Here is a 13531-nt window from a genome sequence, read left to right as displayed (position 1 = left end):
TCGCAATAAAGGCGCATACGACCGACGCCGGAGGGATGCATGGCACGAATACTTCGATGGATGTCCGTAGTGGCAGTGATGCTGGCGCTCGGGGCTAGCGGCTGCGCGGTCCACAAGACCGAGACGCGTGCCGACGGGCCTGAGCCGCGCCCGGGGACGGTCAAGCAGATGAACCCGTTTCTGCACTTCCTGGAAACCCGCCCAAGCCCCGAGGAGTTCGAACGCGTCTACCCGGACGTGACCTTGGTACTGCCGGGCGAGATCGCGACTCACGAATACCGCGAGGACAACTCGCGCTTCTTCGCCGAGCTGGACGACGAGGGCCGGATCCGGGACGGCGACTTTCGCTGAATGGTTCTTCGCATCTCCAACAGCGTCGCGGTGCCCGAAGACGAGATCGAGCTGACCGCCATTCGGGCACAGGGTGCGGGCGGACAGAACGTAAACAAGGTCGCCTCGGCCATTCATCTGCGTTTTGACATCCGCGCCTCCAGCCTCCCGGAGGTCTACAAGCAGCGCCTGCTGCGCCGCCGCGACCGGCGCATCAGCAAGGACGGCGTGGTGGTGATCAAGGCGCAGCAGTACCGCACCCAGGAGGCCAACCGCGAGGATGCGCTGGAGCGCCTGGCCGAACTCCTCCGCGAGGCCGGCCGGCCGATCAAGACGCGCAAGCCGACCCGCCCCACGCGCGCCTCCAAGCTGCGTCGGCTTGAGGGCAAGACCCACCGCGGCCGCAAGAAGGCCCTGCGTGGCCGCGTCGACCCCGACTGAGGGGACGCGGCGATAGGCGCGCCTAGTCGATCCCGAGGTGTCGCGGCAGCTGGCCCAGACGGCCCAGCGTCAGCACGGGGCGGGGTCGCCCGTGTTCCCAGGGCAGCGCGTCGGGGTTGAACCAGGCCGCCTGGAACCCCGCGTTCAGGGCCCCGAGGACGTCGCTGGTACTGTCATCCCCCACATGCAGGATCCGTTCGGGCTCGACGCCGGCCTGCTCGCGGGCCTGCGCGAAGATCGCCGGGTCGGGTTTGGCCGCGCCGGCCTCGCCGGCGGCGATCGCGAAGTCGAAGTGGCGGCCCAGCCGCGTGCGAAAAACATCGGCGTTGCCGTTGCTGATCGCGCCCAGCCGGAAGTGATGCGACAGCGTGGCGAGCACGCCGTCGGCCTCGGGGAAGGGTGTCACCTCGTTGCGCGCATGCCAGAACACCTCGAATCCCTCGCCCGACAAGAGATCGGGACAGCAGCCGCAGTCCGTGGCCAGCTCGCGCAGCCAGCGCTTGCGCAGGCCGGTCAGGTCGTGGCGCTCGCTCTGCGGGGCGGCGCGCATGAAGGCGGTCCGTTCAGCAATCAGGGCCTGTGGATCAAAGCGTTCGCAGACCACTGGCGCATGCTCGCGCAGCCAGGCGTAGAAGCGCGCCTCGGCATGATGGATCACCGGCATGACCGGCCACAGGGTGTCATCAAGGTCGAACGTCAGGCAGCGTACGCCGGTCAGCGATGGGGCAGTGGGTTCGGGTGAGCGCATGTTCAAAGCATACTGGCCCTGCACGGTGACGGGCGTATCTCGCCAGGCGAGGTGGGGGAACGACGGGTTGCAGGTATCGTGTGCGGGCGGCATGTTGGGGACATACACGAACGGGAGTGCGGGATGGAGACGGACAATACCGGAGTGTGGCCGCGTTATGCCCTGAGCCAGCGGATCGTGCACTGGGCGGTCGCCGTGCTGGTGCTGGGTGCGCTGGCGCTGGGCGGGACCATCGGCTGGTATGGCTTCGAGGGTCTCCAGGAGCGCTTTGGCGAAGGCACGACCGACACCATCTACACCTGGCACAAGAGCTTCGGCGTGCTGATTTTGCTGCTGATGCTGGTGCGTGTGGGTCTGCGGCTGCGTCACGGCAAGCCGCCCTACGCGGTCGCGTTGCCTCCGGCCCAGCGCATCGCCGCCGAGTCGGTCCACGGCCTGCTGTATCTGCTGCTGATCGTGATGCCGGTGATTGGCTGGTGGGCCACGGCCGCCGGCGGCTACCCGGTGCAGCTGGGTCCGCTGATCCTGCCGGGCCTGTTCCCGGAAAACGAGGCGCTGTCGGAGACCCTGTTTGCCTGGCACCAGATACTGGGGATCACCATCCTGGTACTGGCGCTGGGTCATATCTCGGCGGCCCTGTACCACTGGCGTGTCCGTCGGGATGGGGTATTGCAGCGGATGACGTTCGGTTCCCCGCGGCGCGAGCGTGTACATTGATCAGTGTTTCCCTAATGTCCGTCTGCCCGTGATTCGACTGCTGCTGACCCTCGCGGCACTCAACGTCGTGCTGCTGGGGCTGGACGTGCCCCGTCACGCGGGGATCGGGCCACACTGGCTGGCCTGGGAGGCGGTCCTGCTGGTCGGGCTGTTCGCGCTGTTGCCCGCCCGGCGGCTGGCGCGTGCGCTGGCCTGGCTGGCCGGATTCGTTCTGCTGGCGCTGGTGGTGCTGGCCCTGTTCGATGCCCTGACCCGCGTCAGCCTGGTACGCCCCCTGAACGTAATGCAGGACTGGATTCTGCTGGACGCGGTCTACCGGCTGGTGACCGGCAACCTGGATGTCTGGGCCACCGTGGCGCTGGCCGGTGTCCTGATCGTGGGGCTGGTCGCGGTGATCGCGGGCGCGGGCCGCGGGTTGTTCGCGCTGACCGCGCATCCGGAGCGTCTGCGCCGAGTACCCCTGTCCGTTTCGGTCGGTCTGCTCACGCTTGGATTGGTGGGGGCGGTCGTCTCCGCACGGGGTGCGGCACCGCCGGGTACGGCCGCGCCCGGGCTCGTTTCGGTTCAGGAGCAGATCGTGGCCGGGCAGGAGGCGTTGGCGGAGAACCACGCATTTCGCGAGCGCCTGGAACAGACCCGCGAGCAGGCCGAGGGGCGCCCTCTGCCAGGTCTTGGTGACGTGGACGTGATCCTGGGGCTGGTGGAGTCCTACGGGATCTCGGCCGTGTTCGACGAGCGCTATGCGCCCGTACTTGTGCCGAGCCTCGAGTCCATCGGCGAGCAATTGGACGCCGCGGACCTGCATGTGGTGACCGGCGTACTGGACGCCCCGATCGCCGGGGGGCAGTCCTGGCTGGCGCAGGCCTCGCTGCTCACGGGCCTGCAGGTGCGCTACGCCGGGCATTACGACGCCCTGCAGGCGCAGACCCGCGACACCCTGGTGCAGGACTTTCAGGCGACCGGGCACGAGACGGCCATGCTGGCACCGGCGATCCAGCTCGACTGGCCGGAGGGGCAGTGGTTTCGCTGGGACCGGATCGTCGACAAGCACGCGTTCGACTACGCCGGGCCGCCGTTTTTCTGGGTGACCATGCCGGACCAGTACACCTGGTCGTTCTTCGAGCGCGAGATCCGCGAGCCCTCGGAACGCCCGATATTCGCAATGCTGGCCCTGATCAGCTCGCATGCGCCGTGGACCCCGATCCTGCCGGTGCTGAAGGACTGGGAGGCGATCGGAGACGGCGCGGTCTTCGAAGAGTGGGCCGGAAAGGGACCGACCCCGGAGTCGCTGTGGCGGGACTTCGATCGTGTGCGCGAGTACTACGCGGAGTCGGTGCGCTATTCGCTGGAGGTGACCGGGGGCTATGCGGCGCGGTATGCGGACGAGGACACGCTGTTTTTCATGCTGGGCGATCACCAGCCGGCCGCCCTGGTGACTGGTCAGGACGCCAGCTGGGCCGTGCCCGTGCACATCATCAGCGGCGATCCGGCCTTGCTGGAGCCATTTCGCGCGTACGGGTTCGTCCCGGGCATGCAGCCGCCCTCGAAGCGGGCGGAGCATGGCTTTGACGCCCTGCGCGAGTGGCTGCGCGAGGCGTTCGGGACGCCCCCGGGTTCGGACTAGTCGTCGCCTTCCGGGGCTTCGTAGTTTTCCTCGAGCAGCTCGCGCATCTGGTCGACGACCCCGGGCTCGGTCCACTCGATCGCGCCGAACAGGTAGTAGCGCAGGTTGCCCTCGCGGTCGACGACATAGCTGGTGGGATAGGCCATCGCGCGCCAGTCGTTCAGGGACTCCTGGTCCGGATCAAGCAGGATGGTGAACTCCGTTTGCACCTCGTTCTCGATGAAGTCGCGGATGGTCTCTTCGTCCTCGCCAAGATTGACCGCGAGGATGCGAAAGCCCTCTTCGCGCAGCTCGTCTTCCAGCAGCTGCATGGACGGCATTTCGTGCACGCAGGGCGGGCACCAGCTGGCCCAGAAGTTGATCAGCACGACCTCGCCACGATAGTCCTCCAGACGGTGCTCTTTGCCGGCCAGGTCCGGGCGGACCAGCTCCGGGGCCGCGATCGGTTCGTCCAGTGCATCCAGCTGGACGTCGCCGCCGGTGGGCGTGCTCACGCTCAGATCCCGGTCGTCGGATGCGGCGGCGGTGCGCGCGGCCGGCAGGCGGCGCAGCAGGTCCATGCCGTAGACGAGCTCCTGGTGAAAGATCTCGCGTGCCAGGAGTTCAGCCTCCATCGCATCGGGACGGAAGAAGAACCGGTCGCGCAGCTCGGGCAGCAGGCGTGCCCCGACGGGGCTGCCCCCGTCGCTCAGGGTCGAACGGATCAGCCCCAGGTGCTGGAACTGTGGAGAGAGCATGGGCTGGATGATGTAGATCGGGAGGTTGGTAACGCCGACGATGGGCTGCATCTCGGCCTCGTCGGTGTCCACGCCGGTGTGCAGGTACGGGCTCATCATGATCAGCCCCGCGAGGTGTTCGGCCTCCGGATGCGCCTCCTGCCAGTGGTACAGACCCGTAAGCAGCCAGGGCAGGGCGCGGTCATTACCGAACACGAACACCGCGCGTTCGTCCTCCGCGTGTGCGGCCTCGATCAGGTCGCCTACCGTCTCGGTCGGCATCTCGTCGAAGCTGGAGGCCGCCTCCGGGAGGAAATGCCCGGCAAACGGATCCGCCAGCCAGACCTCGACGCCGACGGCCTGCAGCGCCAGGGCCTGCTGCCGGTGGCCGTCTAGTAGCCCGTGCTCGGACGGGAACCACAGCAGCACGGCCTCGCCATCAGTGGGATAGCGCTCGACCGGGATCTCGGCCCCGCCCGCGTCGATGCTGGTGGCGGCCGAGACCGCGCCGGTCTGGGCATCGTCCGGGGTCTCTTCGGCAATCTCTTGGGCAAGGGCGGGGCTGGCGCACAGGGCGCCAGTCAGGAGCAGGGCATGGAGCCACGGGGGCAGACGGGTCATGGACAGGGTTTCTGGTTGAATGAGTTCAAGCCGTAGACGTGATGGCAGCGGGTTTTGATCCCCTCAGAGCGTGAACGTCAGGGCGTTTCCGGGCGCGGGGTGTCGGCGTAGGGGTAGTCGCTGGCCTCGAGGTTTTCCTGGAAGGTTTCCAGGCGCTCCACCGCCAGGTCGGTCCGGTTGAACTGGGCGATATGGAACAGGGCATCGCCCTCGTTGATCAGGGGCAGGTTGAGCTGGCCGATGATGATCCCCGAGGCCGGGGCGAGGACTTCGGTCTCGGTCTCGCCAAAGGGGTCGGAGACAATCGCCAGGCGTGTCTGGTCGCGGACCACACGGTCGCCCTGACGGACGAAGCTGCGCAGGATGCCGCTTTGCGGGGCGCGTACCCAGCCGCTGGTGCGGGCCATGATCGGTTCGCGCGGGGTGCGGCGCCGGCTCGCCGGCAGCATGCCGAGATGCCGCATGACCTCGATGATCCCGTGCACACCGCCACGGATGGACAGCTCGTCGAAGCGCAGCGCCTCGCCGGCCTCGTACAGCAGGATCGGGGTATCCCGCTCCGCCGCGGCCTCGCGCAGGGACCCGTCACGGAGCGCGGAATTCAGGATCACCGGCGCGCCGAATGCGCGCGCTAGCGTCTGTGTCTCCGGATGGTCGAGGTTGGCCCGGATCTGCGGCAGGTTGGAACGATGGATCGCCCCGGTATGCAGGTCGATCCCGTGGGTGCTGCGGTGAACGATCTCGCGCATGAACAGCCGTGCGATCCGGGCCCCCAGCGAGCCCTTGGGCGAGCCGGGGAAACAGCGATTCAGGTCGCGGCGGTCGGGCAGGTAGCGGCTCTGGTTGATGAAGCCGTGCATGTTGACCACGGGAATGGCCAGCAGCGTGCCGCGCATGCGCCGCAGTGCCGGGATCTTCAGCAGGCGGCGGATGATCTCCACGCCGTTGATCTCGTCGCCATGGATGGCGGCGCTGACGAACAGCACCGGCCCCTTGCGTCGGCCGCACAGGACCTGCACGGGCATGTTGGTCGGGGTATGGGTATACAGGGCGCCGAGCTGCAGCTCCACCGTGCGCCGCTCACCCGGGCGGACGGTCGTCCCGCCGATCGTGATCGGGTCGTTACGGTCGGCCCGGGGCGTGGCCATCAGCCACGGCCCTTGGTCTTGGTGCGATTCGGCTTGGCGTTCTTCTCGATGAAGTCGATGATCATGCCGGCCACGTCCTTTCCGGAGGCGTTTTCGATCCCCTCCAGGCCCGGCGAGGAGTTGACCTCCATCACTACCGCGCCGTGGTTGGAGCGCAGGAGGTCGACACCGCAGACGTTCAGGCCCATCACCTTGGCCGCGCGCACCGCCGTAGCCCGTTCCTCGGGGGTGATGCGGCACAGGCTTGCGCTACCCCCGCGATGCAGATTGGAGCGAAACTCGCCTTCCTTCGCCTGGCGCTTCATCGAGGCGACGACCTTGTCGCCGATCACCAGACAGCGAATGTCCGAGCCCTTGGCCTCCTTGATGTACTCCTGTACCAGGATGTGCTGCTTCAGACCCATGAAGGCCTGGATTACGCTCTCCGCTGCCTGCTTGGTCTCGGCGAGCACGACTCCCAGTCCCTGGGTGCCCTCCAGCAGCTTGATCACGGCGGGTGCGCCGCCGACGGTCGCCAGCAGGTCGTCGATGTCATCGGGGGAGTGGGCAAACCCGGTCACCGGAAGCCCGATGCCGCGGCGCGAGAGCAGTTGCAGGCTGCGCAGCTTGTCACGCGAGCGCGAAATGGCCACCGACTCGTTCAGCGGATAGACGCTCATCATCTCGAACTGGCGCAGCACCGCGGTACCGTAGAAGGTGATGGAGGCGCCAATACGCGGGATGACCGCATTGAACTGGTCGAGCACATCGCCCTTGTAGTGGATCTGGGGCTTGTGTGCGGTGATGTTCATGTAGCAGCGCAGCGGGTCCACCACGCGGATCTCGTGGCCGCGTTCCTGGGCGGCCTCGACCAGGCGCCGGGTGGAGTAGAGCTTGCTGTTGCGCGAGAGGATTCCGAGCTTCATTCGGGCGTGGGTTCCGGTGTTGCAAGATGTGGAGCGGGGCGCCCGAGCAGGAACGAGGCCTGGGGGTCGACCAGAAAGCGACCCCGCATGGCCTCGCGCCCGAGCAGCATACGAAAGCGCATGGTATCGCGGCTGGTCAGAGAGAGTTCCAGAGGGACCACTCGATCACCGATTTTTGCGCGGGTGGCAATGAAATAACGCTCGCCGGTATGGCCGCCGGAGTCGGTGACGTTGCGAACATCCAGTACCGGGGCCTCGCACCAGGCCTCGGTCTGGTCATCCTGCTGATAGGGATGGATGCCAAAACGCACCCATTCACGCCCGCCACGGGTGAAACTCTCGATATAGAAGGCATGCAGCGCGGAGCTGCGCGCGCCGGTATCCACCTTGCACTTGATGGCCCCGAGGCCGAGATCCGGCAGGCCAACCCACTCGCGCCAGCCGAGCACATCTTCGGCACGCGCCGACGGATTGAAATGAGGCGGGCGATCCATGAGTCCCCCGGTGAATTGGGTCCGGCCCCCACTATAACGAATCGCCTGCCGGGTGCTGGTGCTCAGTCGTCGGCGACCGCCGCGTCGGAAAGGTTGTCGAGCGCGTTGCTCATCTGCTCGACGATCTCCTCGCGATCGTTGATCCCGTGGCGCTCGGCCAGCCATTCGGGGTCGTTATAGGCCAGCCAGGTCTGCCCGTCCGCATCGGTCCAGGCCAGTGCCTTCATCGGCAGGTCGATGCCCGCGTGCTGGCGGCTGGTGAACATGTGGCTGCCCAGGGCCGGATTGCCGAACAGCAGCAGCTCGGTCGGGCCAAGATCAATGTCCTCGCCCGCGGCCTTGTCCGCGTGATCCCAGCGCAGGGCGACGTCTACATCGTTCGCCTCCAGGGCGGACTCGAGGCGGTCCAGCGTTTCCGCGGCCGAGTGCGGGCTGGCCTTGGTGATCATGCCGTCCACATCGAACGCCTGCGCGGACGTGGCGGCGAGGGCCAGTGAAAGGGTAGTGGCCAGAAGAGTCTTTTTCATGACGAACTCCTTTTCATCGTGGTTGAGGATTTGAATGGTAGCGGGGGAATCAAAGCGCCCCGCCGCAGCTGGAACCCTGGCCGGCCGTACAGCCGAAGCAGTGGTCGGCCACCGCGATGGGTGCCTGCGCCAGGTACTCGGGTGTGAGCTCGGCGATGTGCACGCGGCTGCCCCGACCGGCCCCGAGGGGCAACTCCAGCATCTGGTTGAAATCACAGTCGTGCACGTACCCCTGCCAGTCGACCGAGACGAGTGTCCGACACATGACGCCTGCGAGATTAGACGACTGATGGGCGTTTCGCAGCGTCTGCATGTACGTGTTGTAACGGCCTTCACGCGCAAGCGTCTTGGCGAAGCGGTGGATGGGCATGTTGGTGATCGTGAACAGCGCGTTGAAGCGGATGCCGTACTCGCGCTCGAGGTGCTCGTGGTAGGCGGCCTCCAGCTCGGCCTGCGGGGGAGGCAGGCTGGGCCCTTGCGGGTTGTAGACCAGATTGAGGCGGAGCCCGCTGCCGGGGTCGCCGTAGCCCAGGGCATTGAGCTGCTTCAGGCCGGCAAGGCTGCGCTCGAACACGCCGTCACCACGCTGGGCATCGACATTTGCTTCCAGGTAGCAGGGCAGCGAGGCCACGATCTCGACATCCTGTTCGGCCAGGAACGCCGCCAGGTCCTCCTGACCGGGTTCACCGAGGATGGTCAGGTTGCAGCGATCCATCACGTGTATCCCGCGCTGGCGTGCGGCGCGGACCAGGTCGCGGAAACCGGGATTCAGTTCCGGCGCACCACCGGTCAGGTCGAGGGTCTCGATATCGCAGCGATCGCAGCAGGCGAGCAGTTCGCCGATCACCTCCGGCGGCATGACCTCGCGGCGGTTCGGGCCAGCGTTTACGTGGCAGTGGAAGCAGGTCTGGTTGCAGACATAGCCGAGATTGGCCTGCAGGGTCTCCAGCCGGTCACGCGTGACGGGAGGGAAATCGTGGTAGGCAATCAGAGGCTCTTGTTGAGACATGACATCGGCTGCCGGCTAGAGGAGATGTATCGATACATCAAGTATTTCCAAGCCTGAACTCTCCCGGTGCCGAGGGCAACGAAGCCCGGAGGCAGGGTGGGGTTCTGGTACCGTGTCTTGATGCTGGAACGCCTTCAGGTCTGGATCTATCTTGCCGCCATTGTGATGGGTCTGGTGCTGGCTGGCCTCTGGCCGGGGCTTGGCGAGGGGCTGATCGCCTGGGTATGGATCGCGCTCGGGCTGTTGTTGTTTGTCACCTTTGCGCAGATCCCCTGGGAGGCGATCCGGCTCGCGTTTAACGACCGACGCTTCCTGATCGCCGCGCTGGTGGGGAATTTTGTGCTGGTACCCCTGTTGCTGGTCGCCCTGTTGCCGCTGGCCCCCGACGATCCGGCGATACGGCTGGGCATCCTGCTCGTACTGCTGATGCCCTGCACCGACTGGTTCATTACCTTTGCCCGCCAGGGCGGGGGTGATGGTGCGCGTGCCGCAGCTTTTGCACCGGTGAGCCTGGCGGCCCAGTTTCTGATGCTGCCCGTTTATCTGGCCATCATCCTGGGGCCAGGGGAGGCCATGAGCCTGATATCGCCGGCCGTGTTCGCCGCGGCGGCGCTGCTGATCGGCCTGCCGCTGCTGGCGGCCATCCTGCTGGAACAGGCGCTCAGGCTGCGGGGGCGTGTAAAGGTCTGGCAGAACCGCTTCGCGGTCGCTACCGTTCCGTTACTGGCGCTGGTGGTGGGGCTGATCGCGCTGGTGGAGGCCCCGGGGGTGTTCGAAGGCGGACGCGAGCTGCTGGGGGTGATCCCGGTGTACCTGCTGTTCCTGTTCGGGGCGGCCGCGCTGGCATGGGGTCTTGCACGGGCCTTCGCCCTGCCCGGCGAGCAGGGGCGCACGCTGGCGTTCAGCCTGGGTACGCGCAACTCGTTTGTCGTACTGCCGGTGGCCCTTGCGCTGCCGGAGGCCCTGCACGCGGCCGTCATGGTCATCGTACTGCAGTCGCTGGTCGAGCTGTTCGGGATGCTCGGCTACCTGCGCTGGATGCCGCGCCTGTTCCCTGCCCCGCAGGCACCCTCGGAACCATCCGGGTCGAGCTGACGATCAGTCCTGGGGAGACATTGGTCCCCCTAGTTCTCCAGCTGACGCAGTTCGTGCTCGATGATCAGGTCCGCCAGTCCCTCCGGATCATGGGCGTCAAGCATGCCCAGGTCGCCGTCGCGCACGAGCGGGCCGCCGGCCCCGTGCGTGTCGCCGTGCAGGTCCTGGTAGGTCATCTGCCCAGGGTAGAACACCGGGATTTCGGTCCATTCCAGATCAACGTCGTCCAGATGCCCATCCGCGTACTGGGCCTCGATGTCGGCCTCGCCATTGTCCAGGCCCAGCGTCATGGGCAGCGAGACCAGATGCCAGCGGGCCCCGGTACCGTTATGCACAGCGAAGGCGACGTTGTAGGTATTGCCCTGCTCAAGCGCCTTGCTGTCGCGCGAGTCCGGGGCCTCGAGCGAGCGCGTCAACGCGATGCGCCAGGCCCCGTCCCGGTAGCCGCCGGAGGCCTCGATCGCGCCGCGGCTGCCACTGGGCTCGCGCAGGAAGCGCTGGGGCAGGGTGTCGCCCTCCTGCCAGTCATAGTCGGGGTCAAACGCGACCGAGTTATTTTCCGACAGGAAGTAGGGGTCGTTCTGGCCGTATTCGCCCGCGACCAGGCGCTCCCAGTCGAGGGCCGGGGCGCCCACCTGGTCGGGATCGAACATATAGGCGGGCTGGTCGGCGTCGTCGTCCCAGTTGGTGGTGAACATGCTGTCGCCCTCGGAGGCGAGGCGGTAGTGCAGCACATAGCCGTTGTCGGCGTATCCGACCGGGTGGCTGCGATGGGCGCGCCACTGCCAGAGGTCGAGGAACTCGCCGTCGTCGCGCATCGCCTCGAGTTCGTCATCGTCACGGATCGCGTCCCAGGAGACGTCTTCCGGGTCATCGGTCTCGCGGGTCTGCGGCAGGTACTTGCGCACATCGCTGCGGTCCATCTCTTCGCCCAGCTTGGGGTGATCGCGCACGTCGTCGCGATCCACCTCGGAGCTCAGGCTGCGCATGCCCTCGTGCGCCGTCATCCAGCCACCAAGGCGCATGAAGTCCTCGACCGAACCGTCGTCCAGCATCATCGAGATGCGATCTTCGTACAGGCCGTGCTCGTCGGGTTCTGGACCGCCGGAGCCATATCGCACCCATTCGCCATCCTCGTAGCGCCAGTACTGGTGATACCAGCTGGGACTGTTGGTCTCGTACTCGTAGTGAATCCGGATGCGGTCCCCGTTGTAGACCGCTGCCACGCGCAACACGCCCTGGCTGTTCTCGGCCCCGGGGATGTAGACATTCCGGTCAGGGTCGCTCTTTCGCGGTTCGTCGGCCAGGACCAGGGTGGGGCCAGTGGCCGCGATCAGGAGGGCAAGCAGACGTCGTTTCATGAGCGGGGATTCCTTGCGGTGCTATCGATGGGGCGTAGGGAGGCTCGTTCGGGGCAGCCATTGAAGGGGCGTTAACAGGCAGACGCCAGGGTTCTGGCGTCTGCCTCCAGGCGGGGCCTCACTGCATTAGCAGATAGCCCTCGTGCTGCAGCTCGATGATCTCGGCGTCAGCCATGGGCACCAGGTTCACGAAGCCGTGGACGTCTTCGTGGTCGATGCCGCGCAGCCGGGCGGAGGCCTCACACATGCGGAATTCGATGACGCCGCTTTCGCTGAGGGACTTGGCGCGACGCATGGTTTCCTCGCGTTCCTCGAACTGGTCGCGCGTGAAGAACGGGACCTCGCGGCCATGCAGAACCAGCACGATGTGGGCCTCGAACGGATCGGACTCGTAGACGTTGTTCAGCATGCTGACGCGATCGAGCACCATGTTCAGCTCGTCTTCGGTATCTACATAGACGTCGTAGACCACCTTTCGTGGTTCGTATTCGCGGTCCATCATCTCGGCCGAGCCCCAGGGCATCTGGTCGTCCGCGGCCGCCTTCAGTGGCAGGGCGAGCAAGGCCAGGCTGGCGAGCAGACACAACAGCAACGCGGGGGTGTGGGAACGGTATTGCATGGTCATATCCTCCGAATGGGTCCTTTGCATGGTCGACGGGCAGGGATGGGTTCTTCTTCCCTTCATGCCGAGATGGCTCAAAGCCGCGCCTCGGGTCCCTGGCTGCGCAGCACACGCTCGACAATGGATTCCATCGCCAGCGTGATGCGCCGGCTCAGGCGCTGCGGGCGGGTATAGGTAATCTCGAAAAGGTCAGCCTCGCGGCTGGTCTCCAGCAGCAGATCATCGCTGGTTCGCAGCTCGTCGGCCAGGCCCAGTTCGTGCGCCTGTTCGCCGTACCAGTGCTCTCCGGTCGCCACTTTCTCCAGATCCAGGGATGGACGGTAGCGGGAAAGAAACGTCTTGAACTGGTCGTGGGCCTCGTCCAGCTGCTCGCGAAACTTGCGCCGGCCCTCGTCGGTGTTCTCCCCGAGTACGGTCAGGGTGCGCTTGTATTCGCCGGCGGTCAGCAGTTCGACATCGATGTCATGACGTTCCAGCCAGCGGTGCAGATTCGGAATCTGGGCCACGACCCCGATCGACCCCAGCACCGCGAAGGGCGCAGCCACGATCCGGTGCGCCACGGCGGCCATCATGTACCCGCCGCTGGCGGCAACCCGGTCCACCGCGACGGTCAGGTCCAGCCCCTGGTCGCGCAGGCGGGCCAGTTGCGAGGCCGCCAGGCCGTACGACGGGACAAACCCCCCGGGGCTTTCCAGGCATACGATCACCCGGTCCTGTTCGGGGCGGGCGAGGGTCAGGATCGCGGTCACCTCCTCGCGCAGGCTGTCGACGCTGGAGGCGCGGATATCGCCGGTGAAGTGCAGCACATACACCCTGGGCCGTTCCTGGTCGCCGGAATCCGGGCCGGGGTGTTCGCTCGGGGTATCCGGTTTTGGGGCCTCGGTGGATTCACCTTCGCCGGACGAGGAATCGCCGCGGCGCCACCCCAGCTTCTTGCGCAGCCGCGCTCGCCAGGTCGCGCTTCCCTCGACCGCGTGGCGGATGGTCTTCTCCATGCGGCGATAGCGATCGTTCAGCTTGCGCACCGTCAGGCGGTCCGGACGCCTCTCGCGGCTCTTGGCGACCACCCCCGCCACGGCACTCACGAAGATCAGCACCACCACGAGGGCGGTTACGAGTTTGGCGAAGAACAGCCCGTATTCCTGTAGCAATTCCATCCGTGTCGTCCTGTTC

The 13531-nt window shown here is 66.4% G+C and carries 15 protein-coding genes; 5 read left to right on the top strand and 10 right to left on the bottom strand.

What is annotated here, in order from left to right:
• Positions 1 to 78: 78 nt before the first annotated feature.
• Positions 79 to 351, top strand: a complete 273-nt coding sequence (locus tag F579_RS0105720; protein ID WP_019025196.1) for a hypothetical protein — start codon at positions 79 to 81, stop codon at positions 349 to 351.
• The gene (gene arfB / locus F579_RS0105715) at positions 352 to 771 is read left to right on the top strand and encodes an alternative ribosome rescue aminoacyl-tRNA hydrolase ArfB (protein ID WP_019025195.1); all 420 of its coding nucleotides are present in this window, start codon (positions 352 to 354) and stop codon (positions 769 to 771) included.
• A gap of 22 nt (positions 772 to 793) precedes the next feature.
• Here the strand turns inward: arfB and F579_RS0105710 are convergent, their stop codons facing one another.
• Positions 794 to 1519, bottom strand: coding sequence for an HAD family hydrolase (locus F579_RS0105710; protein ID WP_026301120.1), 726 nt, complete (start codon positions 1517 to 1519; stop codon positions 794 to 796).
• Positions 1520 to 1642: 123 nt separating this feature from the next.
• Between F579_RS0105710 and F579_RS0105705 the strand changes: the two genes are divergently transcribed.
• Positions 1643 to 2236, top strand: coding sequence for a cytochrome b (locus F579_RS0105705; RefSeq protein WP_019025193.1), 594 nt, complete (start codon positions 1643 to 1645; stop codon positions 2234 to 2236).
• Between the two features lie 28 nt (positions 2237 to 2264).
• Positions 2265 to 3860, top strand: a complete 1596-nt coding sequence (locus tag F579_RS0105700) for a sulfatase-like hydrolase/transferase (protein ID WP_019025192.1) — start codon at positions 2265 to 2267, stop codon at positions 3858 to 3860.
• Here F579_RS0105700 and F579_RS0105695 read toward each other — a convergent pair.
• The 6 genes from F579_RS0105695 to arsS all read right to left on the bottom strand — a co-directional run bounded on the left by F579_RS0105695 (position 3857) and on the right by arsS (position 9280).
• The gene (locus F579_RS0105695; protein ID WP_019025191.1) at positions 3857 to 5197 is read right to left on the bottom strand and encodes a redoxin domain-containing protein; all 1341 of its coding nucleotides are present in this window, start codon (positions 5195 to 5197) and stop codon (positions 3857 to 3859) included. The genes F579_RS0105700 and F579_RS0105695 overlap by 4 nt on opposite strands.
• A gap of 77 nt (positions 5198 to 5274) precedes the next feature.
• Positions 5275 to 6345, bottom strand: a complete 1071-nt coding sequence (locus F579_RS0105690) for a succinylglutamate desuccinylase/aspartoacylase family protein (RefSeq protein ID WP_019025190.1) — start codon at positions 6343 to 6345, stop codon at positions 5275 to 5277.
• Positions 6345 to 7250 carry a 30S ribosomal protein S6--L-glutamate ligase gene (gene rimK / locus F579_RS0105685; RefSeq protein ID WP_019025189.1) on the bottom strand — a complete coding sequence of 302 codons (906 nt, stop codon included), beginning with the start codon at positions 7248 to 7250 and terminating at the stop codon, positions 6345 to 6347. Before rimK ends, F579_RS0105690 begins: the two co-directional genes overlap by 1 nt.
• Entirely contained in the window at positions 7247 to 7744 is a 498-nt protein-coding gene (locus F579_RS0105680; RefSeq protein WP_019025188.1) for an ATP-dependent zinc protease, read from the bottom strand. Before F579_RS0105680 ends, rimK begins: the two co-directional genes overlap by 4 nt.
• A 62-nt stretch (positions 7745 to 7806) precedes the next feature.
• Positions 7807 to 8271, bottom strand: a complete 465-nt coding sequence (locus tag F579_RS0105675; RefSeq protein ID WP_019025187.1) for a DUF302 domain-containing protein — start codon at positions 8269 to 8271, stop codon at positions 7807 to 7809.
• A 49-nt stretch (positions 8272 to 8320) separates the two neighbouring features.
• Complete coding sequence (gene arsS / locus F579_RS0105670) at positions 8321 to 9280, bottom strand: arsenosugar biosynthesis radical SAM (seleno)protein ArsS (protein WP_019025186.1); 960 nt, start codon at positions 9278 to 9280, stop codon at positions 8321 to 8323.
• Positions 9281 to 9400: 120 nt separating this feature from the next.
• On the opposite strand from arsS, the gene F579_RS0105665 reads away from it, so the two are divergent.
• Positions 9401 to 10375, top strand: a complete 975-nt coding sequence (locus F579_RS0105665; RefSeq protein WP_019025185.1) for an arsenic resistance protein — start codon at positions 9401 to 9403, stop codon at positions 10373 to 10375.
• 29 nt (positions 10376 to 10404) lie between these two features.
• Here the strand turns inward: F579_RS0105665 and F579_RS0105660 are convergent, their stop codons facing one another.
• From F579_RS0105660 to sohB, 3 genes are all read right to left on the bottom strand, one after another.
• Positions 10405 to 11736, bottom strand: coding sequence for an ethylbenzene dehydrogenase-related protein (locus F579_RS0105660; protein ID WP_019025184.1), 1332 nt, complete (start codon positions 11734 to 11736; stop codon positions 10405 to 10407).
• Positions 11737 to 11854: 118 nt separating this feature from the next.
• On the bottom strand, positions 11855 to 12355 hold the full coding sequence (locus tag F579_RS0105655; protein ID WP_026301119.1) for a DsrE family protein: 501 nt from the start codon (positions 12353 to 12355) through the stop codon (positions 11855 to 11857).
• A gap of 77 nt (positions 12356 to 12432) precedes the next feature.
• Positions 12433 to 13515: a protease SohB gene (sohB, locus tag F579_RS0105650; RefSeq protein ID WP_019025182.1), complete on the bottom strand. Its 1083-nt coding sequence runs from the start codon at positions 13513 to 13515 to the stop codon at positions 12433 to 12435.
• Positions 13516 to 13531: the final 16 nt, after the last annotated feature.

The sequence above is a fragment of the Thioalkalivibrio sp. ALJ21 genome (assembly GCF_000378605.1).
GTDB lineage: Bacteria > Pseudomonadota > Gammaproteobacteria > Ectothiorhodospirales > Ectothiorhodospiraceae > Thioalkalivibrio.
Note: the sequence above shows the minus strand (reverse complement) of the source record. Positions and strands in the feature narration are given on the sequence as shown.

What these genes read in the sequence shown, in the direction of transcription:
- F579_RS0105720 (WP_019025196.1), top strand. Translation starts at nt 79, where the DNA reads ATGCTGGCGCTCGGGGCTAGCGGCTGCGCGGTCCACAAGACCGAGACG.
- arfB (WP_019025195.1), top strand. Translation starts at nt 352, where the DNA reads ATGGTTCTTCGCATCTCCAACAGCGTCGCGGTGCCCGAAGACGAGATC.
- F579_RS0105710 (WP_026301120.1), bottom strand. Translation starts at nt 1,519, where the DNA reads ATGCGCTCACCCGAACCCACTGCCCCATCGCTGACCGGCGTACGCTGC.
- F579_RS0105705 (WP_019025193.1), top strand. Translation starts at nt 1,643, where the DNA reads ATGGAGACGGACAATACCGGAGTGTGGCCGCGTTATGCCCTGAGCCAG.
- F579_RS0105695 (WP_019025191.1), bottom strand. Translation starts at nt 5,197, where the DNA reads ATGACCCGTCTGCCCCCGTGGCTCCATGCCCTGCTCCTGACTGGCGCC.
- F579_RS0105690 (WP_019025190.1), bottom strand. Translation starts at nt 6,345, where the DNA reads ATGGCCACGCCCCGGGCCGACCGTAACGACCCGATCACGATCGGCGGG.
- rimK (WP_019025189.1), bottom strand. Translation starts at nt 7,250, where the DNA reads ATGAAGCTCGGAATCCTCTCGCGCAACAGCAAGCTCTACTCCACCCGG.
- F579_RS0105680 (WP_019025188.1), bottom strand. Translation starts at nt 7,744, where the DNA reads ATGGATCGCCCGCCTCATTTCAATCCGTCGGCGCGTGCCGAAGATGTG.
- F579_RS0105675 (WP_019025187.1), bottom strand. Translation starts at nt 8,271, where the DNA reads ATGAAAAAGACTCTTCTGGCCACTACCCTTTCACTGGCCCTCGCCGCC.
- arsS (WP_019025186.1), bottom strand. Translation starts at nt 9,280, where the DNA reads ATGTCTCAACAAGAGCCTCTGATTGCCTACCACGATTTCCCTCCCGTC.
- F579_RS0105665 (WP_019025185.1), top strand. Translation starts at nt 9,401, where the DNA reads ATGCTGGAACGCCTTCAGGTCTGGATCTATCTTGCCGCCATTGTGATG.
- F579_RS0105660 (WP_019025184.1), bottom strand. Translation starts at nt 11,736, where the DNA reads ATGAAACGACGTCTGCTTGCCCTCCTGATCGCGGCCACTGGCCCCACC.
- F579_RS0105655 (WP_026301119.1), bottom strand. Translation starts at nt 12,355, where the DNA reads ATGCAATACCGTTCCCACACCCCCGCGTTGCTGTTGTGTCTGCTCGCC.
- sohB (WP_019025182.1), bottom strand. Translation starts at nt 13,515, where the DNA reads ATGGAATTGCTACAGGAATACGGGCTGTTCTTCGCCAAACTCGTAACC.